Below are 26,277 nucleotides of genomic sequence, written 5' to 3' on the forward strand. Positions count from 1 at the left end.
GCCGTGGCGGCGCGGCGCAGCGCCGGGCTGCTGGTGTACCGCAGCGGCGGGCCCGGCGTCGAGGTGCTGCTGGCGCACATGGGCGGACCGCTGTGGGCCCGGCGGGACGCGGGCGCCTGGTCCGTGCCCAAGGGGGAGTACCTGCCGCCCGAGGAGCCGTGGGCCGCCGCCCGGCGGGAGTTCGAGGAGGAGCTCGGGATGCCGCCGCCCGACGGCACCTACCTGCCGTTGGGGGAGACCCGGCAGTCCGGGGGCAAGGTGGTGACCGTGTGGGCCGTCGAGGGCGATCTCGACCCGGAACGGATCGTGCCCGGCACCTTCACCATGGAATGGCCGCGCGGCTCCGGCACGGTCCGCAGCTTCCCGGAGATCGACCGGGTGGCGTGGTTCTCCCCGGACGAGGCGCACGGGCGGCTGGTGACGGGGCAGCGGGTGTTCCTGGCCCGGCTCGCCGAGCGGCTCACGGCCGGCGGCTGACCTCCGGGGCCCGCCAAGGCCCCGTCCCGTGCCCGGAACCGGCCGCCGGGCCGCTCGCGCACCGCGTCCCGCGCCCCCCCGCCTTCACCACCTGTGCACACGGCCGGCCGGCCCCCGCCCTGGACACCCCGTCCCCGGCCCGGCAGGCTGACGGCGGGGCCCGGGGGAGGCCCGGAACACAGGGCTCCGGCAACGGGGTCATGAGCATGCTGCGGGGGCCGCATGTTGCGCATCCACTTCGAGGACCGGGACGTCGCGCGGGTGCAGATCGCCGCGGAACCCGATCCGCTCTGGGAAACGGTGCTGGCGGTGCACCAGCTGGTGCCGGCCGGTCCTGGAGTGCCGGTGTACGCGGCCTGGCGGGCCCGGGCCCGGCGCGAGCTGGACGCGCGCGGGCTGGCCCGGGCCGCCCGGCTGATCAGCGTCCTCGCCCCGGCCGGCGCCCGCTACTTCCCGGACTTCCTCACCCCCGACGCGGCCCGCGACGGGCTCGCCGCGGGCCTGGCGGCGCTCCGCGACACCCCCGCCGACCGGCTGGTCGCGGAGGCCGCCCGGGCCGCGCTGCCGGCCCGGCTGCCGCGCTGGACCGGTGCGCTGGCCGCGGGCAGCCGGCAGCCGCTCGACCAACTGGCCACCGCCCTTGCGGAGGTGCACCGTGCGGTGGTCGCGCCGGACTGGACCGAGGTGGCCGCCACGGTCGGCTGCGACCGCGGCACCCGGACCCGCGCGTTCTGCCGCGGCGGGGTGGACGGCATGCTCAACTCCCTTCGCCCGTCCGCGCGTTGGGACCCGCCGGTGCTGTCCGTGGACTATCCCTGCGAGCGCGAGCTGCATCTGCGCGGCCGCGGGCTGCGGCTGATCCCGTCCCACTTCTGCTGGCGCCGGCCCATCGCGCTCGCCGACCCCGGCCTGCCGCCGGTCCTCGTCCACCCGGTGGAACACGGAACCGGCTGGGCGCCGGACGCCGCCCGCGGCTGCCGCCCGGAGGCGCTGTCCGCCCTGCTCGGCCGCACCCGGGCCCGGGTCCTCGCGGCCCTCGACGCGCCCGCCACCACCGGTGAACTGGCCCGCCGGCTACGGGTCTCCGCGCCGTCGGCCAGCGAGCACGTCAGCGCGCTGCGCGAGGCCAACCTGGCCCGCAGCCGGCGCGACGGCGGCTGCGTCGTCCATGCCCTCACCCCGCTCGGCAGCGCGCTGCTGCACGGCGAGCTCGCGCCGGCGCGCCGGGCGGAGTGAGGGCCGGAGACGTCCTACGGGCAGACCTGGATCTTGCGGCCCTGCCCGCCCTGGAACCGGCCGATCGCCTCGGCGTAGTGGTCCAGGGGGAGGCGGTCGCTGATGAAGACCTCCGGGTCGAGGACGCCCGCCGCGAAGAGTTCCGCGGCGCGTTCGTAGCTGTGCAGGACGGCCATCGAGCCGGTGATGGTGATCTCCTGGTTGTAGATCCGGTACGGCTCGATGACGGCGCGGGCGGCGTAGTCGGCCACGCCGAACTGGAGGAACGTGCCTCCCTTGCCGACCCGGCCGAGCGCGTCCTGGATGGCGCGTGCGTTGCCGGTGGCGTCGATGACCACGTCCCAGCCGCGCGGCCGGTCCAGCTCGTCGGCGGAGCCGGCGGCGTTGCTGCAGCCCAGTGTGCGGGCGGTGGCCAGCCGTTCGGGGTTGATGTCGATGACGTCCACGCCGGCCGCACCGGTCCGCTTGGCCAGCTCCAGCATCATCAGGCCCATCGTGCCCGACCCGTAGATCAGCACCTGGCCGCCCAGTTGCTGGGAGCGCAGGATGTCGTAGCCGCGGACCGCGCAGGACAGCGGCTCGATCAGGGCCGCGTCCTCGGTGCGGACGTGGTCGGGCAGCTTGACGCAGTTCGCGACCGGGGCCACGGCGAACTCGGCGGCGCCGCCGGCCGTGGTCACCCCGATCGCGGCCCAGCGCTCGCAGAGGTTGTTGCGGCCGATCCGGCAGTAGTGGCACTCGTGGCAGTACAGGGAGGGGTCGACGGCCACCCGGTCGCCCTCGGCGAGCTCGGTGACCGCGCTGCCGGTCGCGACGACCGTACCGGCGAACTCGTGGCCCGGGACGACCGGCAGGGTGGGTGCGAACTCGCCCTGGAGGATGTGCAGATCGGTGCCGCACAGCCCGCAGGCGGCGACCTGGACCACGACCTCGCGCGGCCCGGGGGTGGGGTCGTCCACGGTGGTGACCTCGACCTTGCCGGGGGCGCTGATCAGTGCGGCCTTCATTTCACGGTTCCCTTCGTTGCACGGCCGCGAGTCATTTCACGGCTCCGAGCGACAGGCCCTGGACGAGTTTGTCCTGGGCGGCGAACCCGGCGACGAGCACCGGGAGCGAGATGACGGTGGCGGCGGCGCACACCTTGGCCAGGAACAGGCCCTGGCTGGTCACGAGTCCGGTCAGGAACACCGGTGCGGTGCCGGCCACGATCCCGGTCAGGACCCGGGCGAACAGCAGCTCGTTCCAGCTGAAGATGAACGAGATCAGCGCGGTCGCGGCGATGCCGGGCAGGGCGACCGGGGCCACGATGCGGGTCAGCGTGGTGGTCAGCCCGGCACCGTCGATCGAGGCCGCCTCCAGCATCTCCACCGGCACCTCGGCGAGGAACGAGCGCATCATCCACACCGCGATCGGCAGGTTCATCGACGTGTAGAGGATGACCAGCAGCCAGACGCTGTCGAGCAGCCCGGTGTTCTGGGCGACGAGGTACACCGGCAGCAGGCCGGCCACCAGCGGCAGCATCTTCGTGGAGAGGAAGAAGAAGAGGACGTCGCTCCACTTCCGTACCGGCTTGATGGCCAGGGCGTACGCGGCCGGGACGGCGAGCGCCAGCACGAGCAGGGTGGAAACCACCGATGCCGTCAGGGAGTTGAGCAGCGGCGGCCAGGGACTGACGCCGCTGTCCGCGCCGAAGAACTCCCGGTAGCCGTGCAGGCTCAGCCCCGCGCCGACGCTCGGCGGGTTGGTCGCGGCGTCCGCCTCGCTGTGGAAGGACGTCAGCACCATCCAGGCGACGGGCAGGAAGAAGGCGATCCCGCACAGCCAGGCCGCCAGGCCCAGCAGGCTCCCGGTCCGCCGTGGGCGCCGGGTCAGGGGTGCGCGGTTCATCGGGTGACCTCCTCGCGCAGCAGGGACGAGACGGTACGCAGCGCGAAGGTCGCCACGAGCAGGGAGCACACGACCACGACGACGCCCTGCGCGGACGCCCGTCCGTAGTCGTGGGCCTGGTAGAAGGTCTGGTAGATGGCGTACGGGAGGTTGGCGGTGCCCAGGCCCCCGGACGTGATGGTGAACACCGCGTCGAAGTTCTGGACGACGTAGACGGTGCCCAGCAGCGCGGCCAGTTCGAGGTAGCGGCGCAGATGCGGCAGGGTGAGGTAGCGGAAGATGTCGAAGGTGGAGGCCCCGTCCATCCGGGCCGCCTCGACCGCGTCGGCCGCCCGGCTCTGCAGCCCGGCCAGCAGGATCAGCATCATGAACGGGGTCCACTGCCAGATCAGCGACACCTCGACCGAGGCCAGCGGCACAGCGGTCATCCAGTCCGGCTGCGGTGCGTGGTCACTGCCGAACAGGCCCCATATCCAGGTGAGCGAGCCGTTGATCAGCCCGTAGGAGGCGTTGTAGAGGGCGTGCTTCCACAGCAGTGCGGAGGCCACCGGAACGACCAGGAACGGGGTGATGAGCAGCGTCCGGACGATGCCGCGGCCGCGGAAGCTGCGGTCCAGCAGCAGCGCCAGGCCCAGCCCGAGCACCAGGCTGACCAGCACCACGGTCACGGTCAGCAGCACCGTCGTGCCCACCGAGGACCGCAGTGCCGGATCGGTGAAGACCGCCCGGTAGTTGGCGAGGGCGGCGAAGCCGCGGTGGTCGGGGGCGAGCGCGTTCCAGCGGGTGAAGGAGATCACCACCGTCGCCACGAACGGGAGCTGGGTGACGGCGATCAGGAAGACCAGGGCGGGCAGGAGCGGGGCGCGCCGGGCCCAGTCCTTGGCCCGCCCGGTGCGGCGGGCGCGGGCGACCGGTCCGCCGGCCGGCGGTGTTGCCGGGCACGCGGCCTCCCGGGCCGGTTCAGTGGTCTGCGTAGGCATCGGACACCTCCTGCGCCAGTCGCTGGCTCGCGGTAAGGGCCTCGGGCACGCTCTGCTTGCCGGCGATGGCCGCGCTGATCTCGTGCGAGACCTTGGTGCCGAGGTCGGAGAATTCGGGGATGCCGACGAACTGGATCCCGGGGGCGGGGCGTTGCTGGACGCCGGGGTCGGCGGGCCGGGCCGAGCCGATGGCCTGTTGTGTGGCCGCGGCGAAGGCGCCGGCGGACCGGGTGTAGTCGGGGTTGCGGTAGAGCGAGGCCCGTTTGCCGCCGGGCACCCTCGACCAGCCCAGTTCGCGGCCCACCAGCCGTTCGTACGCGGCGCCCGAGGCCCAGCGGATGAACTTCCAGGCGGCGTCCTGGTGGGTGCTGGCCTTCTGCACGCCCCAGGCCCAGGTGTAGAGCCAGCCGGAGGTGCGGGTGCGCTCGACCGGGGCGGGGGCGTAGCCGATCCTGCCGGCGACCTTGGATCCGGTGGTTTCCAGGGAGCCGGCGCCGGCGGTGGCGTCGTACCACATGGCGACCTTGCCCTGCTGCATGTCGTTGAGGCACTCGGTGTAGCCGGCCTGCGGGGCGCCCGCCTCGCCGTGCTTGCGGACCAGATGGACGTAGAAGCGGGTGGCCCGGGTGAATTCCGGGCTGTTGACCCGTGCCTTCCAGTCCTTGTCGAACCACGTTCCGCCGAAGGTGTTGACGACGGTGGTCAGCGGGGCGGCCAGCTGGCCCCAGCCGGGCTGGCCGCGCAGGCAGATGCCCTTCATGCCCTTGCGGAACCCGTCCAACTTGGCGGCCAGTGCGGCCACTTGGTGCCAGGTGGGGTGCGCGGGCATGGTCAGGCCGGCGGCCTTGAGCAGGTCCTTGCGGTACATCAGGAAGGACGATTCGCCGTAGAACGGCTCCGCGTAGATCTTGCCGTCGGCGGCGGTGAGGGAGCTGCGGAGCGGCGGGAGGATGTCGTGCTGGTCGAACGCCCGGTCCTTCGCGGCGCGGGTGCCGAGCTCCGCCAGCCAGCCGTTGCGGGCGTAGATGGGGGTCTCGTAATTGCTGACGCTGGCCACGTCGTACTGGCCGGCCTGGCTGGAGAAGTCCTGGCTCATCTTGTCGCGCAGGTCGTCCTCCGGCAGCACGGTGAAGTTGACCTTGATGCCGGTCTCCTTGGTGAAGTGCTCGGCGGTGAGCCGCTGCAGATCCACCATCTGCGGGTTGTTGACCATCAGGACGTTCAGGGTGTTGCGGCCGTCGTTGCCGGCGTCACCGGCGCCGCGGTAGCAGCCGGTGGTGGACAGCGACAGGGTCAGGGCCAGGGCGGTGAGCCCCGCCGCGCGGGGGCCGCGGCGTGGCCCGGGGGATCGTGCTCGCACGGCTCATACCTCTCTTTTTCACTGCATGTCGGCATGTCGGGGATACGGGGATACGGGGATACGGGGATACAAGGTCGTGCCGGGGCACGGTGGGGGAACCGCACGAGGGCCCGCGGTGCGGTGCGGCCTCGGCGGCGGCTGGTGGTGTGCTGCGGACCGGTTTCGTCCGGGCCTTGGGTCAGACCCGGAGCACCTGCGGCCCCAGGAGGGAGTAGCGGTGGGCCTCCGGCGCGGACAGCCCCGCGTCGGTGACGATCGTGTCGAAGTCGCCGACCTCGGCGAACCGGCAGAAGCTGCTGGCGCCGAATTTGCTGTGCACCCCGACCAGCACCCGCCGCCGCGAGGAGCGGACGGCCTGCTCCTTCACCTCCGCGACCGCCGGGTCGGGGGTGGTCAGTCCGTGCTCCCGGGAGATGCCGTTCGCCCCGAGGAACGCCAGGTCGATCACGAACCGGGAGAGCATGTCGCGGGCCCAGGAGCCCACCGTCGCCTGCGTCCCGGAGCGCACCCGGCCGCCGGCGAGCAGCACGGTGGCGGACTCCGCGGCGGAGACCAGGGACGCGGTCCGCAGCGAGGCGGTGATCACGGTCAGCGGTCGGTCGGTGGGCAGCAGCATGGCGACCAGCTCCGGGGTGTAGCCCTCGTCGACGAACACCGTCTCGGCGGAGCCGACCAGCTCCGCGGCGGCCGCGGCGATCCGCCGCTTCTCGGCCACCTGCTGGGTCTCCCGCCGGGCGAGCGTGGTCTCGAAACCGGCGCTCTCGACCGGGTACGCGGCCCCGTGCGTCCGCCGGACCAGCCCGCGGCGCTCCAGTTCGCTCAGGTCGCGCCGGACGGTCTCGCGGGCCACGCCGAACTCGGCCGCGGCATCGGCGACCTCGACCCGGCCGGACTGCCGGGCCAGCGCGAGGATGCGGTGCTGGCGTTCCTCGGCCCTCATGGCTCACTCCTGCCCGGTGTCCGGTGGTTTTCCGGTGGCTTCCGTTCGGTCACGGGCCTGCCCGTTTCCGCCCGCATCAGGTTTATAGCAACCGGGGCCGACCGGAGTCCTGCCCGTAGCGACAGAAAAACTGCCCGTTTTTGCCCGCCCGGGACCGCTTCTGCACCGGACGGGGCCCCGGGCGGCTGCCCGTACCGCTCCTGTGGGGTGCCCGTGGCCCACCGGGACCGCCCGATCGGATCCGGCCGCCCGCAGCGGTGGTGCCGGCGTCGGCGCCGCATAGTCTGGACGGCATGAGCTCGGAGATGCGGTCGTTGGCGGTCACCTCGGTCGTGGAGGCGGAGGAGTGCGCGGTGCTGCGGGTCAGCGGAGAACTCGACCTCCGCACCGAGCAGGCGTTCCTCGCCGAAGCGCGGTCGGTGGTCTCGGCCGGCCACCGCTTCCTCGTGCTGGACCTGACCGCCCTGCGCTTCTGCGACTCCCGGGGACTCAGCTGCCTGCTGGCCCTGGAATGGCTCTGCCGCCGCCTGGAGGGCCGGCTGCTGCTGGCCTCCCTCGGCGTACGGATGCTCCGGCTGCTGGTCGGCACCCAGTCCCTCGGCGTCTTCTCCTGCTACCCGACGGTCGGCCATGCGCTGGCCGCCGTCCCCGACGGCGCCCGCCCGGCCTGGCCGCCCGCCGTCGAGGACCCGTCCGTGTGAAGGGGCGGTTCACCCGGGTGACGGCCCCGGGCAGCGCATCCCCAGCCACGCCCCGTCGAACCGGGCGAAGGTGATCTTCCGGTACGGGCCGGACTCGTAGAGCAGCCCGAACGTGCCGTCCGGCAGCCGGGTCAGCGTCGAGTACCCGGCCGGCCCCGGCACCACGGTCCGGGACACCGGCCAGCTCTCCCCGTCGTCGCACGAGCCCCGCACGGTGAGGTTCTCCCGGGCCCGGGCGCTCGCCGTATTGCTGAACAGCAGCCAGTGCGCCCGCGGCCGGCCGGCCGGCGCCGCCGGGTCGTACCGCAGGATCGAGGCGTTGTTGGCCGGATCGGGCAGCTCGTCGTCGGCCACCGGGGCGCTGTACGACAGCCCGCCGTCCCGCGAGTGCGCGACCAGCCGCCGGGGCGTGCTCGTGGTGCGGCTGTTGAGCAGCACCCGCCCGTCGGCCAGCTCGACGGTCTTGTTCTCGTCCATCCGCGGCCCCACCGGCGTCCCCAGGTGCCAGGTCGCCCCGTGGTCGTCGCTGTACGCGCTCGCCGCCCACATGCCGCCGTCCGCCGTGCGGAACGCGTACTGCTGCAGCAGCCGCCCGCCGGACAGCTGGCTGCCGGACCCGGAGGAGGCGAAGATGCCGCGCCAGGACGGGTCCTTGAGGGACCGGGTGATCCGGCGGTGCCGCCAGCTGCGGCCGCCGTCGTCGGAACAGCTGTAATCGGTGTGCAGCACGCTGGTGCTGTCGTGCGCGTTGCCGGTGCCCGCGGTGCCGAAGCCGACCCCCTTGGGCGCGTACGCGTGGAAGAGGAAGACCCGCCCGGTCGTCCGGTCCACCAGCAGGCTCGGGTCCCCGGCGCCCACCCCGCCGTCGTAGTCCACCGCCGCCTGCGGTGCGCTCCAGGTGCGCCCCTTGTCGACACTGCGCCGCACCATCACGTCCACGTCGCCCGGCAGATCGGCCGCGCTGTGGTTCCGCCGGTCGTACGCCGCGATCAGCGTGCCGTCCGGCAGCGTGGCCAGCGCCGGGATCCGGTACGTGTGCGCGCCCTGCCCGGACACCGCCAGGTCCGTGGTCTCGAACAAACCCCGGCCGGCTCCCGGGACCGGCACGGCGGCGGGGACCCCCGGCGCGGCCGGCAGGACGGCGCCGAGGCCCGCCGCGAGCAGCACGGCCAGGGCGCGGAAGCGGGCGGCTGCGGGCACCGGGACCTCCAGGCGGACACGACGGCGGCCGCTCCAGCGTGCGCGCGGGCGCCCCGGCGGGCGCGCCGACCGGCCCCGTCGGGGTGACCGGACCGCGCGCCCGGAGCAGCCGGCCACCTTGCGCAACCCCGCCCCGCCCAGAACCCTGGGACCGGGAACCCGGCAGTTCCGGAACCCGGGACCCCGCGTCCGCCGCCCGCCCCATGGACGCGCGACGGCACGCCCGTCATCCTCTGCACCACCGGTGCCCGACCGGCACCGGCTCCCGCACCGCGACACGGGAAGGCGGACCGGATGGCTTCCGACGCGGCATCGGCCACGACCCCGGAGCCCCTGCCCGGACGGGCCGACGTGGTGATCGTCGGCGGCGGGGTGATCGGCGCGAGCATCGCCTTCCACCTGGCCGAGGCGGGCGTCGGCCGGGTGCTCCTGCTGGAACGCGACCGGCCCGCTTCCGGCTCCTCGGGCAAGCCGATCGGCGGCGTCCGCGCCCAGTTCTCCGACCCGCTCAACATCCGGCTCGGGCTGCGCAGCCTGGCCGCCTGGCGGGACTTCGCCCGCCGGCCCGGCGCCGACATCGGCCTGACCACCGTCGGCTACCTCTTCCTCCTCGCCGACGACCGCGAACTGGCCCTCTTCACCCAGGGCGTCGAGACCCAGAACCGGCACGGCGTCCCCAGCCGCATCGTCGGCCCGCGCGCCGCCCAGGAGTTGTGCCCCTACGTCGACGCCCGCGGCATCGTCGCCGCCGCCTACTCACCCACCGACGGCCACGCCCTGCCCCGGGCCGCGGTCGCCGGCTATCTGCGCGCCGCCCGCCGGCTCGGCGCGACCGTCCGCACCCGCTGCCCGGTCACCGCCGTCGACACCACGGACGGCGTGATCCGTGCCGTGCACACCCCGCACGGCACGGTCCGCACCTCCACCGTCATCTGCTGCGCGGGCGCCTGGTCCCGGGCCGTCGGCGCGCTGGCCGGGGTCGCCCTCCCGGTCACCCCGCTGCGCCGGCAGATCGCCTTCACCGGCCCGCTGCACCCCGCCCCGCCCCGGATCCCCTTCACCCTCGACTTCGGCTCCACCCTCTACTTCCACAACGACGGCGCCGGCGGACTGCTCATGGGCCTCTCCGACCCCCGCCAACCCCCGGGATTCGGGCGGGGGTTCAGCCGCGAGTGGCTGGCCCCGCTGCGTGCCGCCGCGGCCCGCCGGGCCCCGGACCTCGCCGGCCTCCCGGTCGTCGACGGCTGGGCCGGCCTCTACGAGATGACCCCCGACCGCAACGCGCTGATCGGCGAGGCCGGCCGCCCCGGCCGGTTCCTGTACGCCACCGGCTTCTCCGGCCACGGCTTCCTCCAGGCCCCGGCCGTCGGCGAACTCGTCCGCGACCTCTACCTGGGCCGCGAGCCGTTCCTCGACATCGGCCCGCTCGCCGCGGCCCGCTTCGACGACGGCGCGCCGCCCGCGGCCCGCCCGGAGGCCCACATCATCTGACCCGCCCGGCACCCGTCCCCTCCCCGTCCCCCGGAGCTGCGTATGGTCCCCACCTGGCAACTGCGCGCCGCGTTCGCCCGCCGGCTGTCCGGCATGTACGGCACCGAAGTCCCCGCGTACACCACGCTGCTGGAGGTGACCGGGCAGATCAACGACGAGGTCACGGCCCGGGACCCGGAGGCCGGCCGGCTCGGCGGCCCGGCCCGGGTCGGCGTGGAACGGCACGGCGCCATCCGCGTCGGCACACCGGAGGAACTCCGGCAGGCCGCCCAGGTCTTCGCGGCGCTCGGCATGCACCCGGTGGGCTTCTACGACCTGCGGGACGGCGGCGAGGGCGCGGTGCCGGTCGTCTCCACCGCCTTCCGGCCGACCGCCCCCGAGGAACTGGAACGCAACCCCTTCCGGGTCTTCACCTCCCTCCTGACCACCTCCGACCGCCGCTTCTTCGGCTCGGACCTCGCCGCCCGGCTCGACGCCTTCCTCGCCCGCCGGCAGCTCTTCCCGCCCGAACTCCTCACCCTGGCCGCCCGCGCGGAGGCGGAGGGCGGGCTCCCCGACCCCCAGGCCGAACGTTTCCTCACCCTCGCGGCCGCCGCGTTCGCCCTCTCACCGGAGCCGGTCGACCGCGCCTGGTACGCCGAACTGGAACGGGTCTCGGCCGTCGCCGCCGACATCGGCGGGGTGACGACCACCCACCTCAACCACCTGACCCCGCGCGTCCTCGACATCGACGCCCTCCACCGCCGCATGGGCGAACGCGGCATCACCATGATCGACCGGATCCAGGGGCCCCCGCGCTGGGAGGGCCCGGACGTCCTGCTGCGCCAGACCTCCTTCCGGGCCCTGGCCGAGACCCGGACCTTCCGCGAGCCCGACGGCCGGCTCACCCGCGGCGCACTGCGCGTCCGGTTCGGCGAGGTCGAGGCGCGCGGGATCGCCCTCACCCGCGCCGGCCGGGCCCGCTACGACCACCTCATGGCCGAGACCGACCGCCGGACGGTACTGCGCCCGGGCGCCGACCGGCAGCAGACCGCCCGCTGCCTCTGGCTCCAGGGCTTCCCCGGCTCCGAACACCAACTCGCCGTCTCCCACCTGGCGTTCTTCACCTACCGCCCGGAGCCCGCGCGCCCCCGGGACGGCCGGCGCCCGCCCGCCGACCTGGCCGGCCTGCTCACCCACGGCTGGGTCACCGCCCACCCGATCGTCTACGAGGACTTCCTGCCGCGCTCCGCCGCCGGCATCTTCCGCTCCAACCTGACGGGGGCGGGCCGCCACGACGCGGACCTGGCCGGCGCGCCCTTCGACGCCGACCGGCTGTCCGAGGCGATCGGCCGCCCGGTGGCCGACCCGTTCGCGCTCTACGCCGGGCAGCAGGACCGTTCGCTGCGGCAGGCGCTGTTCACCCTCCGGGCGGGTGCCGCGCTACGCGCCCTGGACCACGGGGAACTGATCGACGCGGAACCCGTCCCCGCCCCCTGAACACCCCTTGGCCCCTTCTCACCCCAGGAGCGCGACATGCCCGCCGCCACCCCCGCCGGCCCCTGGCTCCCCGACACCGCCGCGCTGCGCGCCCGCGCGGCCACCGCCCTCCGCCGCTGCGGCGCCGACCTCGACGCCGTCACCGCCGCCGCCGGCCGGACCCTCCCCGCCCGTACGCCCCTCACCGGCGGCCTCCTCGCCGGCCTCGCCGCCACCACGCCGGAGCAGATCGACGCGGCCGTCGCCGAGGCGCACCGGACGTTCCAGGAGTGGCGCACGGTGCCCGCGCCGCGGCGCGGGGCGCTGGTCAAGCGGCTGGGCGCGCTGCTGACCGCCCATCAGGAGGACCTCGCCGACCTGGTCACCATCGAGGCCGGCAAGATCCGCTCCGAGGCGCTCGGTGAGGTCCAGGAGATGATCGACATCTGCGACTTCGCGGTCGGCCTGTCCCGCCAGCTCTACGGCCGCACCATCGCCGGCGAACGCCCCGGTCACCGGCTCTCCGAGAGCTGGCACCCGCTCGGCGTGGTCGGGGTGCTCTCCGCCTTCAACTTCCCGGTCGCCGTGTGGTCCTGGAACACCGCGATCGCCCTGGTCTGCGGCGACCCGGTGGTCTGGAAGCCGTCCGAGCTCACCCCGCTCACCGCGCTGGCCTGCGACGCGCTGCTCGCCCGGGCCGCCGCCGACACCGGCGCGCCCGCCGGGGTGCACCGGCTGCTGCTCGGCGCCCGGGACTGCGGGGAGCGGCTGGCCGACGACCCGCGGGTGGCCCTGGTCAGCGCGACCGGCTCGGTCCGCATGGGACGCGAGGTCGCGCCCCGGGTGGCCGCCCGGTTCGGCCGCTGCCTGCTCGAACTCGGCGGCAACAACGCCGCCGTGGTCACCCCGTCGGCCGACCTGGACCTGACCGTCCGCGCCGTGGTCTTCTCCGCCGCCGGCACCGCGGGCCAGCGCTGTACGACGCTGCGCCGGCTGATCGTCCACGAGGACGTCGCCGACCGCTTCCTCACGCGCCTCGTCCACGCGTACCGACAGCTGCCGGTGGGCGACCCGTTCGACCCGGCCACGCTGGTCGGCCCGCTGATCGGCCCCGCCGCCCGCACGGCGATGTCAAAGGCGCTGGCCGCCGCGCAGCGGGCCGGCGGGAAGCTGCTGACCGGTGGCGAGCGGTGTCTGGCGGACGAGGCGCCGGAGGCCGCCTACCTGCGCCCGGCGATCGTGCGGATGCCCGAGCAGCACGCGATCGTCCGCACCGAGACCTTCGCGCCGATCCTCTACGTCCTGACCTACCGCACCTTCGACGAGGCGCTCGCGCTGCACAACGACGTGCCGCAGGGGCTGTCCTCCAGCATCTTCACCCGCGACCAGCGCGAGGCCGAACGCTTCCTCGCCGCCGACGGGTCCGACTGCGGGATCGCCAACGTCAACATCGGCACGTCGGGGGCGGAGATCGGCGGCGCCTTCGGCGGGGAGAAGGAGACCGGCGGCGGCCGCGAGTCCGGCTCCGACGCCTGGCGCGCCTATATGCGCCGGGCCACCAACACCGTCAATTACTCGGCGGACCTCCCGCTCGCCCAGGGCGTCAGCTTCCTGTGACCACCTGCCCCGCCGGCCGCCCGGCTACCAGGTCCGGCCGAGGTCCCGGACCAGGGTGGGGGAGGGGCGCGGGATCTCGCCGAAGTCCTCGTCGTCGCTGTCCACGACGAGCTGGTTGATCACGTGCTCCAGGGCGGCCGGCAGGGTCGGGGCGAGCCCGCTGTGCCACTGGACCAGGAGGTTGTGCCGGGCCGCGTCCGGGAGCAGCTGCTTCTCGTCGAACGCGGCCACCGAGGGACGCTCCTCGTCGGGCCCGTGCGCGGCCTGCTCCCGCCAGTACGCGGCGTCGCGGTACTCGCCGTTGCGGCGGTGCGAGAGGTACAGGCAGTAGGCGGCGGTCCGGCTGCCGGCGCCGGCGCCGAAGTGCCACCAGAAGTGCGCCGCGTCGGTGCGGCCCGTGATGTGCAGCAGACAGGCGAAGACCAGTGCGCCCTCGGGATCGATGTGGTGGTCGTCGACCAGCCGCTCCAGGCTGGCCGCGGCCGGCGCGGCGTTCACCACCAGCGCACAGGCCAGCTGGAGTTCATGGGTGGCCTCGTCCCGGGCGCTCGGATAGCCGCTCGGCGCCGCCCGGTCGGCCCGGCCCGGCAGCCCGGCCGGCCCTGCCCCGTCCGCCGCGAGGGCACCCGCCGGTACGGGGACGCCGATCCGGCCGGGGCCACCGGGCGGCGTCAACCCGCCGGGACCGTACAGGCCCGCCGGCCCGCCGGTCCCGGCGACCGCGGCGGCGGCGCTGAGCAGCGTCTCGACGGTTTCCCGCCGCCCGGTGGAATGGGTGTGCGACATGGTCAGTTCCCCCTGGGATTTCCCTGATCGATACCGAGCGCCGCGGCGAGCTTGCGCTTGCCGCGGCTCGCGTAGGAGCGGACGGTGACTTCGTCGACGCCGAGCAGGGCGCCGATCTGGGCGTCGCTGTAGCCGATGACGTGCCGGAGCACGATCACGTCGCACTGCCGCTCCGGCAGTCTGGCGATCGCCGCGTACAGCCCCAACTGGCTTTCCAGCATGGCGAACTGCTGCTGGCACTCGCGCAGCAGGGCATGGGTGACCACGGCGAAGGCGGCGGTCTCGGTGAGGGCGGTGGGCTGCTGGTGGTCGTAGAGCCACTCCACCACCCGCTCCTTGAGGACCGACCAGGCGTACGCCTCCACCGACGCCTGCCGCAGCGCGTGCGGCCACAGCCGGCCGAGCTGCTCGTAGGCGGCCAGCGTGACCTCGCGGGCCGCGGGCTCGCTGCCCGTGTGCAGATAGGCATAGGTCAGCCACTTGCGGGCATGGGTGGCGAGGAACGCCTCGAAGGTTATGGACAATTGGCGGTCGGACCGGGCCGGTGTCACGGGCGGAAGCGGGCACCGGGGGAGCGCGGCTAACTCCGTGATGAGGGTGTGCGCCGGGGCGCACGCCGGTAGAAGTCGGTCCCGGTCTGCGCTCACGAGCAGTCCTCGTTCCGTTTGCCGTGCACCGCTGACCGGGTGTCGGTGTCCCGGGGACAGCGGGAGGACGGTTTGCCCTCACCCTCCAATGAACAGGAAACAGGGCCCGTTTGTGGCACGAGGGGCGCAAAAATCTTCCGCTGCGTATTCATATGACTACCCATGACGATGGCATGTGACGAATCGTGACACCGACCTGGCGGACTGTCACTGCCTGCGCGGGTGTGCGCCCCGCATGATCCGGCCGTCACCGGGCAGAGCTCCCACAGTCCCGCGCACAACGGCCGAAAGGCCGCGCTGGGGGCGCACGCTTCCTTCGCGTGCGCCCCTGGCCCGCCCGACCGGCGGCGCCGGACCCGAGTGTGAGCCGTACCTGGGGAGGCAGCGGACGATGAACGAGCACGAGCCCGTGGTGGACCTACAGCTGGACCGGGCCCACTCGTCCCGGATCTACGACTACTTCCTGGGCGGCAAGACCAACTTCCTCGCCGACCGGATGGCCGCCGGCAGCGTGCTCGGGGTGTTCCCCTCCGCACTGGTCGCGGCCCGCATCAACCGCGAGTTCATGCACCGCGCCACCCGCTTGCTCGCCGAGTCCGGCCTGCGCCAGTTCCTCGACATCGGCACCGGCATCCCCACCCCGCCCAACCTGCACGACATCGCCCAGGGCAGCGCCCCCGACGCCCGGATCGTCTACACCGACAACGACCCGATCGTCCTCGCGCACGCCGCGGCCCTGCTGCTCAGCACCCCCGAGGGCCGCACCGCCTACGTCCAGGCCGACGTCACCGACCCCGTGGGCATCCTCGGCGCGCCGCAACTCCTCGACACCCTCGACCTCTCCCGGCCGGTCGCCCTCAGCCTCAACGCCCTGATGCACTTCGTCCCCGACGACGGCCGGGACCGCGCCCACACCATCGTCGAAACCCTCAAGGCGGCCCTCCCCAGCGGCTCCACGCTCGCCATGAGCCACGCCACCGCGGACTTCGCCCCCGAGACGATGCAGAAGATCATCAAGATCTACGGCGATGCCGGGACCCGCCTGCAGTTCCGCTCCCGCCCCGAGTTCCTCCGCTTCTTCGACGGCTGGGACCTGCTGGAACCGGGCATCACCCTCTCCCACCAGTGGCGGCCGGACGACCCCGCCGACGCCACCCACGTCACCGACGCCGAGGCCGCCTGCTACGCGGCCGTCGCCCGCAAGCCCTGACGCGAGGAGTGCCGGGGGCGAAAGCGGGCCGGAAGCGGCCGAACGGGGCCGCCCCGCCCGCTCATTGCTTCCGGTAGCCGTACGCCTCCCCGGCCGCCGCCGCGACCGCGTCCAGATCCGCCCCGGCCGAGGCGGTGACCACCGCGGCCACCGCACCCTCCACGAAGGGGGCGTCCACCAGCCGCGCGCCCTCGGGGAGCTCGTCCTCCTCGGCGAGCAGCGCCTTGACGGTCAGCACCGCGCTGCCCAGATCGACCAGCAGCGCCACCCCCGCCCCGCGGTCCACCCGCCGGGCCGCCTCCGTGATCAGCTCCGCACTGGTGCCCAGCCCGCCGTCCGGGGTGCCGCCCGCGGCGGCCACCGGCGCCTTGGTGCCGCCCCCGGCCAGCCCGACGGCCAGCGCGGCCACGGACTCCGCGACCGGGCCGCTGTGCGACACCAGCACCACCCCGACCAGCGCCTCCGCACCGCCGGCCGGGCCCTGGCCGCTCACTTCACCCCCGCCGCTCACTTCGCCACCTCGGCGAGTGCCCCGAACAGCAGCGCCGAGGACGTGGCCCCCGGGTCCTGGTGACCGATGCTGCGCTCGCCGAGATAGCTCGCCCGCCCCTTCTTGGCCAGCATCGGCACCGTCGACCGCGCGCCCTCCCCGGCCGCCCCGGCCGCCGCCTCGAAGGACGTGGCCAGCGCCTCGACGGCGGGCACCAGCGCATCCAGCATGGTCTTGTCACCCGGCGCCGACCCGCCGAGCTGCCCCACCGCGTGCACCCCGGCCCCCAGCCCGGCCCGCAGCTCCTCGGCGGACACCTGCGCCGCGTCGCCCAACGCCTTCCCCGTACGCCGCAGCAGCGTGCCGTACAGCGGTCCGGACGCCCCGCCCACGCTGGAGATCAGCTGCCGCCCGGCCGCGGTCAGCACCGCCCCGGGCGTGGCCGGCGGCTCGGCCTCCACCATCTTCACCACGGCCGCGAAACCACGCTGCATGTTCGTGCCGTGGTCGGCGTCACCGATGGCCGAGTCCAGCTCGGTGAGCCGCTCCGCCTCCCGGTCGATGGCGGCGGCCGCCGCCGTCATCCAGCGTACGAAGAACGCGGCATCCAGGGCCGTTCCGGACACGGACCACTCTCCTAAAGATCGAGTTGCTCTCGGTTCACCTGCGGCAACGGGTACCCAGCTACATACACGAGCACCGGGACGGGTAAACGGCCCGGGCCCGCCGGCGGCTCCGCTACCGGCCCCACCGGAGCCCGGCCGTCTGCACCGGCGCGTCCCACAACCGCAGCAGCTCCCCGTCCACCTGACACAGCGTCACCGAGCAGCCCGCCATGTCCAGCGACGTCACGTAGTTGCCGACGAGCGTACGGGCCACCGCCACCTTGCGCTCGTCGAGCACCCGGCGCACCTCCGCGGAGAACCCGTACAGCTCCAGCAGCGGGGTCGCGCCCATGCCGTTGACCAGCACCAGTACCGGCAGCCGCGGTTCGAGGTCCTCCAGGACCGCGTCCAGCGCGAAGTCCGCGATCTCCCGCGAGGTCATCATCGGCCGCCGCTCCCGCCCCGGCTCGCCGTGGATGCCCACGCCCAACTCCAGCTCACCGGCGGGCAGATCGAACGTCGGGCTGCCCTTGGCCGGCGTCGTGCACGCGCTCAGAGCCACCCCGAAGCTGCGCGAGGACCGGACGACCTGCCGGGCCACCGCCTCCACCCGCTCCAGCGGCATGCCCTCCTCGGCCGCCGCTCCGGCGATCTTCTCCACGAACAGCGTCGCGCCCGTGCCGCGCCGCCCGGCCGTGAACGTCGAGTCCGTCACCGCCACGTCGTCGTCCACCAGCACGCTGGCGACCTGGATCCCCTCGTCCTCCGCCAGCTCCGCCGCCATCTGGAAGTTGAGCACGTCCCCGGTGTAGTTCTTCACCACGAACAGCACCCCGCGCCCGCTGTCCACCGCGGCCGCCGCCCGCACCATCTGGTCCGGTACGGGCGAGGTGAACACCTCTCCGGGGCACGCCGCGTCCAGCATCCCGGGCCCGACGAAGCCCGCGTGCAGCGGCTCGTGCCCGCTGCCGCCCCCGGACACCAGCGCCACCTTCTCCGCCACCGGTGCGTCCCGGCGCACCACCACCCGGTTCTCGGCGTCCACCACCAGCTCCGGATGCGCGGCGGCCATCCCCCGCAGCGCATCCCCGACGACGGTCTCCGGCACGTTGATCAGCATCTTCACGGGTACCTCCTGGTGGGCGGGCCGGTCCGGCGGTTCAAGTATCGGCCCGCGGCGGCGCCGACGGCACCGGCACGCGCCGGGTGTCTGCGCGCGCGTGATCGGCCCGGAGGTGGTCTGCTGGAACGGGGGCCGTCCGCACATTCCCGCCGCACGCCCCCGGAGAGCCGTATGAGGAGTTATCGCGCCGCCCAGGTCGCCGCCGCCCAACGCCCGTTCGAGATCGTCGAGCGCGAGGTGCCGGAACCCGGCCCCGGGCAGGTCAGGGTGGCCGTGGACGCCTGCGGGATCTGCCACAGCGATGCCGTCTTCGTGGACGCCCAGGTCCCGGGCGTACGGTTTCCGCTGGTCCCCGGGCACGAGATCGCCGGGCGCATCGAGGCGCTGGGCGCGGACGCGGACGACGGCTGGCACGTGGGCGACCGGGTGGCCGTCGGCTGGTTCGGCGGCAGCTGCCACCACTGCCCGCCGTGCCGGCAGGGCGACTTCGTGGTGTGCCAGAACCTCAAGGTCCCGGGCTGGGCGTACGACGGCGGCTACGCGGACGTGGTGATCGCGCCGACCGACGCCCTGGCCCGCATCCCGGAGGCGCTTCCGGCGGCCGAGGCGGCGCCGATGGCCTGCGCGGGCGTGACCACGTTCAACGGGCTGCGGCGCAGCCCCGCCCGGCCGGGCGACCTGGTCGCCGTCCTCGGGATCGGTGGTCTCGGCCACCTCGGCGTGCAGTACGCGGCCGCGATGGGCTTCGAGACCGTGGCCATCGCCCGTGGCGCCGCCAAGGCCGACTTCGCCAAGCAGCTCGGCGCGCACCACTACGTCGACAGCACGGCGGCCACCCCCGTCGCGGACGCCCTGCAGTCCCTCGGCGGCGCCAAGGTCGTCCTGGCCACCGCGGCCAACTCCGAGGCCATCGCAGCGACCGTGGACGGGCTGTCCCACCGCGGCGAGTTGGTGGTCATCGGGGTGTCCCCCGACCCGCTGGGGATCGGGCCGGTGCAATTGATCATGAGTGGCAAGGCCGTCCGCGGCCATCCGTCCGGCACCGCCCAGGACGTGCAGGACACCATGGCCTTCAGCGCGCTGCGCGGCATCCGCCCGATGATCGAGACCGCGCCGCTGGACCGGACCGACGAGGCCTACCGGAAGATGCTCTCCGGAACGGCCCGCTTCCGGATGGTGCTCATCCCTGGCTGACGCGCACCCCACGTTCCGCCGCGGCGCTCGTGCGAGGTAGTGTTGATAATGGTTTCCATTATCGATAACTTCCGCTGTGAACCGCGGCCGACGAGAGGTAGTCCGTACATGTCCGCCCACTGCCAACTGACCGGCGCCGAACCGGGCTTCGGCAAGACCATCTCCCATTCGCACCGCCGGACGTCCCGCCGGTTCGACCCGAACATCCAGCGCAAGCGCTACTGGCTGGCGAGCGAAGGCCGCCACATCCGGCTCACCCTCAGCGTCAAGGGCATCAGGACGGTCGACGTCATCGGGATCGAGGCCGCGGTGGCCCGCATCCGCGCGCGAGGGGGGAAGGTCTGATGGCCAAGCAGAGCAAGATCGCGAAGAACGAGCGGCGCAAGGTGATCGTCGAGCGGTACGCGACCCGGCGCGCCGAGCTCAAGGAGATCATCCGGCGGCCCTCGTCGACCGAGGACGAACGCGCCGCCGCCCAGGCCGAGTTGCGCCGGCAGCCGCGCGATGCGAGCGCGACCCGGGTACGGAACCGGGACGGTGTGGACGGCCGGCCGCGCGGGCACCTGCGGAAGTTCGGCCTGTCCCGGGTGCGGGTGCGGCAGCAGGCGCACGCCGGGTTCCTCCCCGGGGTCACCAAGTCCTCCTGGTAGGCGGGGGAGGCGGGCCACCGCAGATGAGGCAGCGGCCCGGGCGGCTGCCCGGGCCGCTGGGCCGTGAGGGGGCCGGCCCCCGCCGATGGCTAGCTGTCAGACAAGACTGCCCGCACCGGCCGGGACCCGGCCCAGTTCCTCGGCGCGCAGCCGTGCGTAACCGGGGAGGACGACCTCGTTCAGCAGCGCGGTGCGCTCGTCGAAGGGGAGGAAGGCGGACTTGACCGCGTTGACCGTGAACTCCTCCAGCTCGGCCGCGCCGTAGCCGAAGGTGGTGGCCAGGTGCTGGAACTCCTGCGTCATCGTCGTGCCGCTGACCAGCCGGTTGTCGGTGTTGAGGCACACCCGGAAGCCGAGCCGGCGGAGCAGGTCGATCGGGTGCTCGGGGTAGCTGGCGGCGGCGCCCGTCTGGAGGTTGGAGGTGGGGCACACCTCCAGGGCGATCCGCATGTCGCGGACGTACGAGGCGAGCCGGCCCAGCGTGACCCGGCCGTCGGGGCCGGTCGAGAGGTCGTCGGTGATCCGCACTCCGTGGCCGATGCGGTGGGCGCCGCAGCGCAGTACCGCCTCGTGGATGGAGTCCATGCCGACCGCCTCACCGGCGTGGATGGTCACCCGGGCGCCCTGGGCGCGGAGGTAGTCGAACGCCTCGGCGTGGTTGCTCGCCGGGTTGCCGATCTCGCCCCCGGCGATGTCGAAGCCGGCCACCCCGCGGTCGCGGTGCGCGACCGCGAGCCGGGCGATCTCCAGCGAGCGGTCCGCGTGGCGCATGGCGCACAGCAGGGTGCCGACCCGGATGCGGCGGCCGGCGGCCGCGGCCCGGCGCTCGCCCTCCCGGAAGCCGGCGTTGACCGCGTCCACGACCTCGTCCAGGGACAGCCCGCCGGCCAGGTGCTGCTCGGGGGCGTAGCGCACCTCGGCGTAGACCACGCCGTCGGCCGCGAGGTCCTCGGCGCACTCGGCGGCGATCCGGAAGAGCGCCTCCGGGGTCTGCATGACCGCGCAGGTGTGCGCGAAGGTCTCCAGGTAGCGCTCCAGCGAACCCGAATCGGCGGCGTCGCGGAACCAGCGGCCCAGCGCGGCGGGGTCGGTGGTGGGCAGGTTCCGGTACCCGACGTGCCCGGCCAGCTCGATGACGGTCGCGGGGCGCAGGTCGCCGTCGAGGTGGTCGTGCAGCAGCACCTTGGGAGCGCGCCGGATCTGCCGCTCATCGAGGACGTGGGGAGCCACCAGCGGCAGCTTGTCAGACAAGGTCATGGGGCGGGAGTATGACACGACTTCCCGGGGACGGCGAACGCGTCCCGGGAGGGAGCCGGCCCCGTGAGCGGCCGGTCGTCCCGGCGAGGGCCTGCCGAACGTCCCGCCGGCCGGCTACCGGGCCTGCCAGACGGGCAGGGCGGGCGCGCCCGGCGGCAGCATGTGCTTGGCCGCCAGCAGCGGCGTACGGTCCAGCCGGACGACCTGGGTGACCAGTACCGCGGGGGTGTCCGCAGGGCGGCCCAGCTGCGCCCCGCGCTGCCGGCCGAGGGTGGTGGCCACCACCGTGCTGCCACCGGTCAGCGGCAGTCCGCGCCCGGCCGCGAGCAGCAGCCGGAGCATCGACGAAGAGCCCGCCGCCGGCCCGTCGAACGCCTGCGCCGCCGCCGGCAGCAGCTCGGCCAGCAGCTCGTCCCGCGCCGCCCACTCCTGCGTCAGGCACGAGGGCAGACCGGCCACCTCGACCAGGCTCTCCCAGAAGCGCACCCGACAGGTGCCCGGCAGCAGCAGGTGCTGGGTGGAGAAGTCGGTCGGCTCCTCGTACGTACGGGCCAGGGCGGTGGTGGTGACCTGGCGGCCCTCGCCCAGCAGCTCCTCGACCGGCTTGAGGTACTCGAAGCCGCGCGGCGGCAGATGGTGGCTGACCGTGCGGCCCACCCCGCGCCGCACGTTGATCACGCCGTCCTCCTGGAGCAGGATCAGCGCCTCGCGCAGCGCCGGCCGGCTCACGCCCAGCTCGGTGGCCAGTCGGGGCTCGGTCGGCAGGGTGGAGCCCGGCGGGTAGGTGCCGTCCCGGACCGCCTCGACCATGCGCTCGTAGAGCGCGACGACCGGTCGCCGCTGAGGTTGCCTGCCGGCCATGTCGGTCTCCCTCTCCCACGGCATCCCACCCTGTCCGACAAGTCTGCCCCACCCGCGGCGGATCATGGGCCGGTGGCCGGCCGGCGGTACGGCAGGGTAGATGCGGCGGAGGAGGGCTAACATGAACAAATGGGGCGTTCACAGGGGACCGTGACGCAGCGCTTGATCAGCGACCACCTGGTGTCCGGCCGTATGGAAGCGGGCGAGGAGATCGCCCTGCGGGTGGACCAGACACTCACTCAGGACGCCACCGGCACGCTGGTGATGCAGGAGCTGGAGGCGCTGGCGCTGGAACGGGTCCGGACCGAGGTCAGCGTGCAGTACGTCGACCACAACATCCTGCAGGCCGACGAGCGCAACGCGGAGGACCACCTCTTCCTCCGCTCGGCCGCCCGCCGTTTCGGCCTGTGGTTCTCCAAACCCGGCAACGGCGTCTCCCATCCGACACATATGCAGCACTTCGGAATTCCCGGGAAAACCCTGGCGGGTTCGGATTCCCACACCTGCGCCGCCGGCTCCCTGGGAATGCTGGCGATCGGAACCGGCGGGCTGGAAGTGGCCCTCGCCATGGCCGGACGGCCGCTGCACCTCACCATGCCGGAGATCTGGGGAATCCGGCTGACCGGCGAACTCCCGCCCTGGGTGAGCGCCAAGGACGTCATCCTGGAAATGCTGCGCCGCCACGGCGTACAGGGCGGTGTCCACCGCATCCTGGAATACCACGGCCCCGGACTGGCCTCCCTCACCGCCATGGACCGGCACGTCATCGCCAATATGGGCGCGGAACTCGGCGCCACCACCACCGTTTTCCCCGCCGACGACGCCGTACGGGCATTCCTCGAAGCCGTCGGTCGGGGCGCCGACTTCACCGAAATCGTCGCCGGACCGGACGCCGCCTACGACGTGACGGAGGAGATCGACCTGGCGTCGCTGGAACCGCTGATCGCCCGGCCGACCTCGCCGGGAAATGTCGTGGGCGTACGGGAGGTCGCCGGGGAGCCGGTCGGCCAGGTCGTCATCGGCTCGTCGGCGAACCCCGGATTCCGCGATTTCGCGGTGCCCGCCGCCATGGTGCAGGGGCGGCAGACCGCCCCCGGAGTGAGTTTCGACATCAATCCCACCTCCCGGGAAATCCTCCAGGACCTGACCCGGTGCGGGGCCACCTTCGAACTGGTCGCGGCCGGCGCCAGAATTCACCAGTCGGGCTGCCTCGGCTGCATCGGCATGGGGCAGGCGCCGGCCGCGGGCCGCAATTCGCTGCGCACCTTCCCGCGCAACTTCCCCGGCCGCTCCGGCACCGACGACGACGCGGTCTGGCTGTGCTCGCCGGAAACCGCCACCGCCTCCGCGCTCACCGGCACCATCACCGATCCCCGCGCATGGGCCGCCCGCTTCGCCGTGGACCCCCCGGCACCCGACGCCCCGGACCCGATATCGGTCAACGACGCCATGCTGGAACCCCCGTTGCCACCGGACGAGGCGCTGCGGGTGGAGCTGGAACGCGGCCCCAACATTTCCGCACTGCCCGAACTCGACCCGCTGCCGGACGAGATGGAACTCCCCGTTCTCCTCAAGGCCGGTGACGACGTCTCGACCGACGAAATCTCCCCGGCGGGCGCCAAGGCACTGCCCTACCGTTCCAACATCCCGAAACTCGCGGAATTCACCCTGACCCGGCTCGACCCGGACTATCCGCGGCGCGCGAAAGCGGCCCAGGAGGACGGCGGCCACCTCATCGTCGCCGGGGCGAATTACGGGCAAGGCTCCTCGCGGGAACACGCCGCCATCACTCCGCGCTATCTCGGCCTACGCGCCGTCATCGCGAAGTCGTACGCCCGGATCCACTGGCAGAACCTCGCCAACTTCGGCGTGCTGGCGCTGGAATTCGACGATCCGGACGACTACGGGCGCATCGAGCCCGGGGACCGGCTGCGGCTCACCGGGCTGCACGAGGCGCTCGCGGAGCACGGCGCGCCGGCCCTCCGCGTCCGCAACACCACCCGCGACGAGGAGTATCCGGTCCATCACCGGCTCTCGCCCGGCCGGCGCCAAGCGGTCCTGGCGGGCGGCATCATCCCGGCACTGGCGCGCTGAGACCCGGCGCGCTGAGACCGGGGCTCAGCGCGGGCCCGGACCGGTGGCCGGGCGCCGCTCGCGGCGGATGCGGCGCAGCAGGACGACCAGGTCCAGCGCGGCGAGGAGCACCAGCACCCCGCAGACCACGGCCAGCACGAGCAGCGCGGTCGGGCCGGGGGAGTCCTGCGTGCCGGCCGCCGCCGACCACACCGCGAAACATGCCGTCCCGGCGCCGAAGACCACCACGGCGGCGGCCGACAGGACCAGCCGGAGCTGCAGCGGACTGCGGGCCGTGACCGGTTCGGTGCCGCTGCGCCGGCGGCCCGGCGGCCCGGGCTCGTGCGGACGGTCCTCGGGCACGGTCGCGCCCCCTTCCGATCGGCCGACCCCGTGCCGGGGAATCCCCGGCACGGGGGCCGCTGAGCCGAGCCGTTCGCCACCGGGGGCACCGCGGCGGTTCCCTCACCCACCGCCTGCGGACCCGGGGCGCGGCCCGCCCTCCCTTCCATTCTCCCACCCGGTGCTCCGGCACGGGCGGCGCGGCGGTGCGGCCCCGGTCGTCTCGCGCGCATCCGCCCCTGGCCGCACAGTGGAAACGATGAGCTGGACGAGCCGCGGGCGGGCAGCCCGCGAGCAGGGAGAAAAGGCTGATCGGGAAGGCGGATCGGGAGGCGTGAGGCGCGATGACCAGCGGTGCCGGTTCCGGCCGGTACGCGCACCTGGACCCGGACACCGGGGCGGCCTTCGAGGAACTGGCCACGCTGGCCGACGGTGACCGCAAGGAGAGGCTGCGCGAGGAGATCCTGCGGGCCTGGCTGCCGATGGCCCACCGGCTGGCCCGCCGCTACACCGGCCGCGGTGAGAGCGACGAGGACCTGCGGCAGGTGGCCGCGCTCGGCCTGCTCAAGGCGATCGACGCGTTCGACCCGCGCGCGGACACCCCGTTCGGCGCGTTCGCGGTGCCCACCATCGTCGGCGAGCTCAAGCGGCACTTCCGCGACGCGATGTGGGCGGTGCACGTCCCACGCAGCGTCAAGGACCTGCGGACCAAGGTCTTCCACGCCCGGGAGGAGCTGGCCGCGCACGCCGGTCAGCAGGAGATCACCGTCCGCGACCTGGCCGCCCACACCGGCCTGACCCAGGAAGAGGTCCTGCTCGCCCTCGACGCCGAGAACACCTTCACCGCGCTGTCCCTGGAACGGCCCCTGGGCGGCGACGGCTCCGACACGCTCGGCGAGCTCGTCGGACAGGAGGACCCGGCCCTGGCCCTGGTCGACGACCGGGCGGCGGCCACCGTGGGCCTGCGCATGCTCCCCGAGCGTGAGCGGCGCATCCTCTACCTGCGCTACTTCATGGGCCTCACGCAGAAGGAAATAGGCGACCGGGTCGGCCTCTCCCAGATGCACATCTCCCGCCTCCTGCGCCGCTCCTGCGATTTCGTCCGCGAACAGACCTTCGCCGCGCCGCGGACGTAGCAGATCCGGTGCGCGCGGCACCCCTCGGCCGGGTCGCCGCCCCGCTCCGGGCGGGGCACCCTGGAAGCGTAATCGCGTGCCATGAGCCGAGCTGTGAGGTGCCGGATGAGCACTCTCGAAGAACACATAGACATCAGCGTTCCGCTCGATACGGCATGGCAATGCCTGCATCGGGCGGAGGCCTATCCGCAGTTCCTCGACGGGGTGCGGGCCGCCCGCTCGGAGGGTGGGCGGACCCGTCTCGACGTCGAGGCGGGCGGCCGCACCCGGGAGTTCGAGATCACGATCACCGACCGGGGCGGGGAGAACGTGATGACGTGGCGGACCACGAGCGGACCCAGTCTCGGGGGTGCCTTCTCGCTGTTGTCCCTCGACGACGACCACACCCGCCTGCAGGCCCGCTTCGAGTACGAGCCGGGGACCATCACCGACGCCTTCGGCGGGCCCAAGGGTTTCGCCCAGGCCGCCGCCATCGAGCGGGGCCTGCGCAGCGATCTGCAGCAGTTCAAGGAGCTGGTGGAGCACGGCGGATGAGCCGCGCCGGTTCTTCCTGACG

General features: G+C 73.7%; 27 protein-coding genes. 13 read left to right on the forward strand and 14 right to left on the reverse strand.

Features of this window, described 5'->3' with window-relative positions; translation table 11 throughout:
• Positions 1-3: 3 nt before the first annotated feature.
• Positions 4-477, forward strand: coding sequence for an NUDIX domain-containing protein (locus ACGF4C_RS11465; RefSeq protein WP_393565321.1), 474 nt, complete (start codon positions 4-6; stop codon positions 475-477).
• 222 nt (positions 478-699) lie between these two features.
• Positions 700-1,713: a winged helix-turn-helix domain-containing protein gene (locus tag ACGF4C_RS11470; protein ID WP_393565322.1), complete on the forward strand. Its 1,014-nt coding sequence runs from the start codon at positions 700-702 to the stop codon at positions 1,711-1,713.
• A 14-nt stretch (positions 1,714-1,727) separates the two neighbouring features.
• On the opposite strand, the gene ACGF4C_RS11475 is transcribed toward ACGF4C_RS11470, so the two are convergent.
• The 5 genes from ACGF4C_RS11475 to ACGF4C_RS11495 all read right to left on the reverse strand — a co-directional run bounded on the left by ACGF4C_RS11475 (position 1,728) and on the right by ACGF4C_RS11495 (position 6,880).
• A complete protein-coding gene (locus tag ACGF4C_RS11475; protein WP_393565323.1) occupies positions 1,728-2,720 on the reverse strand; it encodes a zinc-dependent alcohol dehydrogenase family protein in 993 nt (330 codons plus the stop codon).
• Between the two features lie 31 nt (positions 2,721-2,751).
• Positions 2,752-3,600: a carbohydrate ABC transporter permease gene (locus ACGF4C_RS11480; RefSeq protein ID WP_030411223.1), complete on the reverse strand. Its 849-nt coding sequence runs from the start codon at positions 3,598-3,600 to the stop codon at positions 2,752-2,754.
• The gene (locus ACGF4C_RS11485; RefSeq protein WP_393565326.1) at positions 3,597-4,580 is read right to left on the reverse strand and encodes a carbohydrate ABC transporter permease; all 984 of its coding nucleotides are present in this window, start codon (positions 4,578-4,580) and stop codon (positions 3,597-3,599) included. Before ACGF4C_RS11485 ends, ACGF4C_RS11480 begins: the two co-directional genes overlap by 4 nt.
• On the reverse strand, positions 4,561-5,940 hold the full coding sequence (locus tag ACGF4C_RS11490; protein ID WP_393565327.1) for an ABC transporter substrate-binding protein: 1,380 nt from the start codon (positions 5,938-5,940) through the stop codon (positions 4,561-4,563). Before ACGF4C_RS11490 ends, ACGF4C_RS11485 begins: the two co-directional genes overlap by 20 nt.
• 178 nt (positions 5,941-6,118) lie before the next feature.
• Positions 6,119-6,880 (reverse strand): DeoR/GlpR family DNA-binding transcription regulator, encoded by a 762-nt coding sequence (locus tag ACGF4C_RS11495; RefSeq protein ID WP_393565328.1) that lies wholly within the window; start codon positions 6,878-6,880, stop codon positions 6,119-6,121.
• Positions 6,881-7,173: 293 nt separating this feature from the next.
• Between ACGF4C_RS11495 and ACGF4C_RS11500 the strand changes: the two genes are divergently transcribed.
• Positions 7,174-7,581, forward strand: coding sequence for an STAS domain-containing protein (locus ACGF4C_RS11500; RefSeq protein ID WP_374102747.1), 408 nt, complete (start codon positions 7,174-7,176; stop codon positions 7,579-7,581).
• 9 nt (positions 7,582-7,590) lie between these two features.
• Here the strand turns inward: ACGF4C_RS11500 and ACGF4C_RS11505 are convergent, their stop codons facing one another.
• Positions 7,591-8,781 (reverse strand): exo-alpha-sialidase, encoded by a 1,191-nt coding sequence (locus ACGF4C_RS11505; RefSeq protein WP_393565331.1) that lies wholly within the window; start codon positions 8,779-8,781, stop codon positions 7,591-7,593.
• A 294-nt stretch (positions 8,782-9,075) separates the two neighbouring features.
• On the opposite strand from ACGF4C_RS11505, the gene ACGF4C_RS11510 reads away from it, so the two are divergent.
• Genes ACGF4C_RS11510 through ACGF4C_RS11520 form a run of 3 tightly spaced genes read left to right on the forward strand, consistent with a single transcriptional unit; the run spans position 9,076 to position 13,347 of the window.
• Positions 9,076-10,272: an NAD(P)/FAD-dependent oxidoreductase gene (locus ACGF4C_RS11510; RefSeq protein WP_393565332.1), complete on the forward strand. Its 1,197-nt coding sequence runs from the start codon at positions 9,076-9,078 to the stop codon at positions 10,270-10,272.
• A gap of 42 nt (positions 10,273-10,314) precedes the next feature.
• Positions 10,315-11,751 (forward strand): 2-oxoadipate dioxygenase/decarboxylase family protein, encoded by a 1,437-nt coding sequence (locus tag ACGF4C_RS11515; RefSeq protein WP_393565334.1) that lies wholly within the window; start codon positions 10,315-10,317, stop codon positions 11,749-11,751.
• 36 nt (positions 11,752-11,787) lie between these two features.
• Positions 11,788-13,347 (forward strand): aldehyde dehydrogenase family protein, encoded by a 1,560-nt coding sequence (locus tag ACGF4C_RS11520; protein WP_393565335.1) that lies wholly within the window; start codon positions 11,788-11,790, stop codon positions 13,345-13,347.
• 24 nt (positions 13,348-13,371) lie between these two features.
• Here the strand turns inward: ACGF4C_RS11520 and ACGF4C_RS11525 are convergent, their stop codons facing one another.
• Positions 13,372-14,133, reverse strand: a complete 762-nt coding sequence (locus ACGF4C_RS11525) for a hypothetical protein (protein ID WP_393565337.1) — start codon at positions 14,131-14,133, stop codon at positions 13,372-13,374.
• A gap of 2 nt (positions 14,134-14,135) precedes the next feature.
• The gene (locus tag ACGF4C_RS11530; RefSeq protein ID WP_393565339.1) at positions 14,136-14,657 is read right to left on the reverse strand and encodes an RNA polymerase sigma factor; all 522 of its coding nucleotides are present in this window, start codon (positions 14,655-14,657) and stop codon (positions 14,136-14,138) included.
• 514 nt (positions 14,658-15,171) lie between these two features.
• Here ACGF4C_RS11530 and ACGF4C_RS11535 point away from each other — a divergent pair.
• A complete protein-coding gene (locus ACGF4C_RS11535; RefSeq protein ID WP_393565341.1) occupies positions 15,172-15,990 on the forward strand; it encodes an SAM-dependent methyltransferase in 819 nt (272 codons plus the stop codon).
• A 61-nt stretch (positions 15,991-16,051) separates the two neighbouring features.
• Here ACGF4C_RS11535 and ACGF4C_RS11540 read toward each other — a convergent pair whose 3' ends face one another.
• The 3 genes from ACGF4C_RS11540 to dhaK form a co-directional block, all read right to left on the reverse strand.
• Entirely contained in the window at positions 16,052-16,501 is a 450-nt protein-coding gene (locus ACGF4C_RS11540) for a PTS-dependent dihydroxyacetone kinase phosphotransferase subunit DhaM (protein ID WP_393565343.1), read from the reverse strand.
• Entirely contained in the window at positions 16,498-17,106 is a 609-nt protein-coding gene (gene dhaL / locus ACGF4C_RS11545; protein ID WP_393565345.1) for a dihydroxyacetone kinase subunit DhaL, read from the reverse strand. Before dhaL ends, ACGF4C_RS11540 begins: the two co-directional genes overlap by 4 nt.
• Positions 17,107-17,218: 112 nt before the next feature.
• Positions 17,219-18,211 carry a dihydroxyacetone kinase subunit DhaK gene (dhaK, locus tag ACGF4C_RS11550; RefSeq protein ID WP_393565347.1) on the reverse strand — a complete coding sequence of 331 codons (993 nt, stop codon included), beginning with the start codon at positions 18,209-18,211 and terminating at the stop codon, positions 17,219-17,221.
• 168 nt (positions 18,212-18,379) lie between these two features.
• On the opposite strand from dhaK, the gene ACGF4C_RS11555 reads away from it, so the two are divergent.
• The 3 genes from ACGF4C_RS11555 to rpsN all read left to right on the forward strand — a co-directional run bounded on the left by ACGF4C_RS11555 (position 18,380) and on the right by rpsN (position 20,052).
• On the forward strand, positions 18,380-19,402 hold the full coding sequence (locus ACGF4C_RS11555; protein ID WP_393565349.1) for an alcohol dehydrogenase catalytic domain-containing protein: 1,023 nt from the start codon (positions 18,380-18,382) through the stop codon (positions 19,400-19,402).
• A 108-nt stretch (positions 19,403-19,510) separates the two neighbouring features.
• On the forward strand, positions 19,511-19,747 hold the full coding sequence (gene rpmB, locus ACGF4C_RS11560) for a 50S ribosomal protein L28 (protein ID WP_393565350.1): 237 nt from the start codon (positions 19,511-19,513) through the stop codon (positions 19,745-19,747).
• Positions 19,747-20,052 carry a 30S ribosomal protein S14 gene (gene rpsN / locus ACGF4C_RS11565; protein ID WP_393565352.1) on the forward strand — a complete coding sequence of 102 codons (306 nt, stop codon included), beginning with the start codon at positions 19,747-19,749 and terminating at the stop codon, positions 20,050-20,052. The genes rpmB and rpsN overlap by 1 nt, the downstream gene beginning before the upstream one ends.
• A gap of 96 nt (positions 20,053-20,148) precedes the next feature.
• Here rpsN and ACGF4C_RS11570 read toward each other — a convergent pair whose 3' ends face one another.
• Positions 20,149-21,309: an adenosine deaminase gene (locus tag ACGF4C_RS11570; RefSeq protein WP_393565354.1), complete on the reverse strand. Its 1,161-nt coding sequence runs from the start codon at positions 21,307-21,309 to the stop codon at positions 20,149-20,151.
• A 114-nt stretch (positions 21,310-21,423) separates the two neighbouring features.
• Positions 21,424-22,170 (reverse strand): GntR family transcriptional regulator, encoded by a 747-nt coding sequence (locus tag ACGF4C_RS11575; RefSeq protein WP_393565356.1) that lies wholly within the window; start codon positions 22,168-22,170, stop codon positions 21,424-21,426.
• Between the two features lie 129 nt (positions 22,171-22,299).
• Here ACGF4C_RS11575 and ACGF4C_RS11580 point away from each other — a divergent pair, with 129 nt between their 5' ends.
• Positions 22,300-24,264 carry an aconitate hydratase gene (locus tag ACGF4C_RS11580; protein ID WP_393565358.1) on the forward strand — a complete coding sequence of 655 codons (1,965 nt, stop codon included), beginning with the start codon at positions 22,300-22,302 and terminating at the stop codon, positions 24,262-24,264.
• Between the two features lie 24 nt (positions 24,265-24,288).
• Here ACGF4C_RS11580 and ACGF4C_RS11585 read toward each other — a convergent pair whose 3' ends face one another.
• Positions 24,289-24,606: a DUF6343 family protein gene (locus ACGF4C_RS11585; protein WP_393565359.1), complete on the reverse strand. Its 318-nt coding sequence runs from the start codon at positions 24,604-24,606 to the stop codon at positions 24,289-24,291.
• Positions 24,607-24,929: 323 nt separating this feature from the next.
• Here ACGF4C_RS11585 and ACGF4C_RS11590 point away from each other — a divergent pair, with 323 nt between their 5' ends.
• Together ACGF4C_RS11590 and ACGF4C_RS11595 are read left to right on the forward strand one after the other, a co-directional pair.
• On the forward strand, positions 24,930-25,721 hold the full coding sequence (locus tag ACGF4C_RS11590) for a SigB/SigF/SigG family RNA polymerase sigma factor (RefSeq protein WP_393565361.1): 792 nt from the start codon (positions 24,930-24,932) through the stop codon (positions 25,719-25,721).
• A 105-nt stretch (positions 25,722-25,826) separates the two neighbouring features.
• Positions 25,827-26,255 carry an SRPBCC family protein gene (locus ACGF4C_RS11595; RefSeq protein ID WP_393565363.1) on the forward strand — a complete coding sequence of 143 codons (429 nt, stop codon included), beginning with the start codon at positions 25,827-25,829 and terminating at the stop codon, positions 26,253-26,255.
• Positions 26,256-26,277 lie beyond the last annotated feature (22 nt).

It is taken from the genome of Streptomyces sp. NPDC048197, assembly GCF_043202395.1.
In the GTDB taxonomy this organism is placed as follows: domain Bacteria; phylum Actinomycetota; class Actinomycetes; order Streptomycetales; family Streptomycetaceae; genus Streptomyces; species Streptomyces siderophoricus.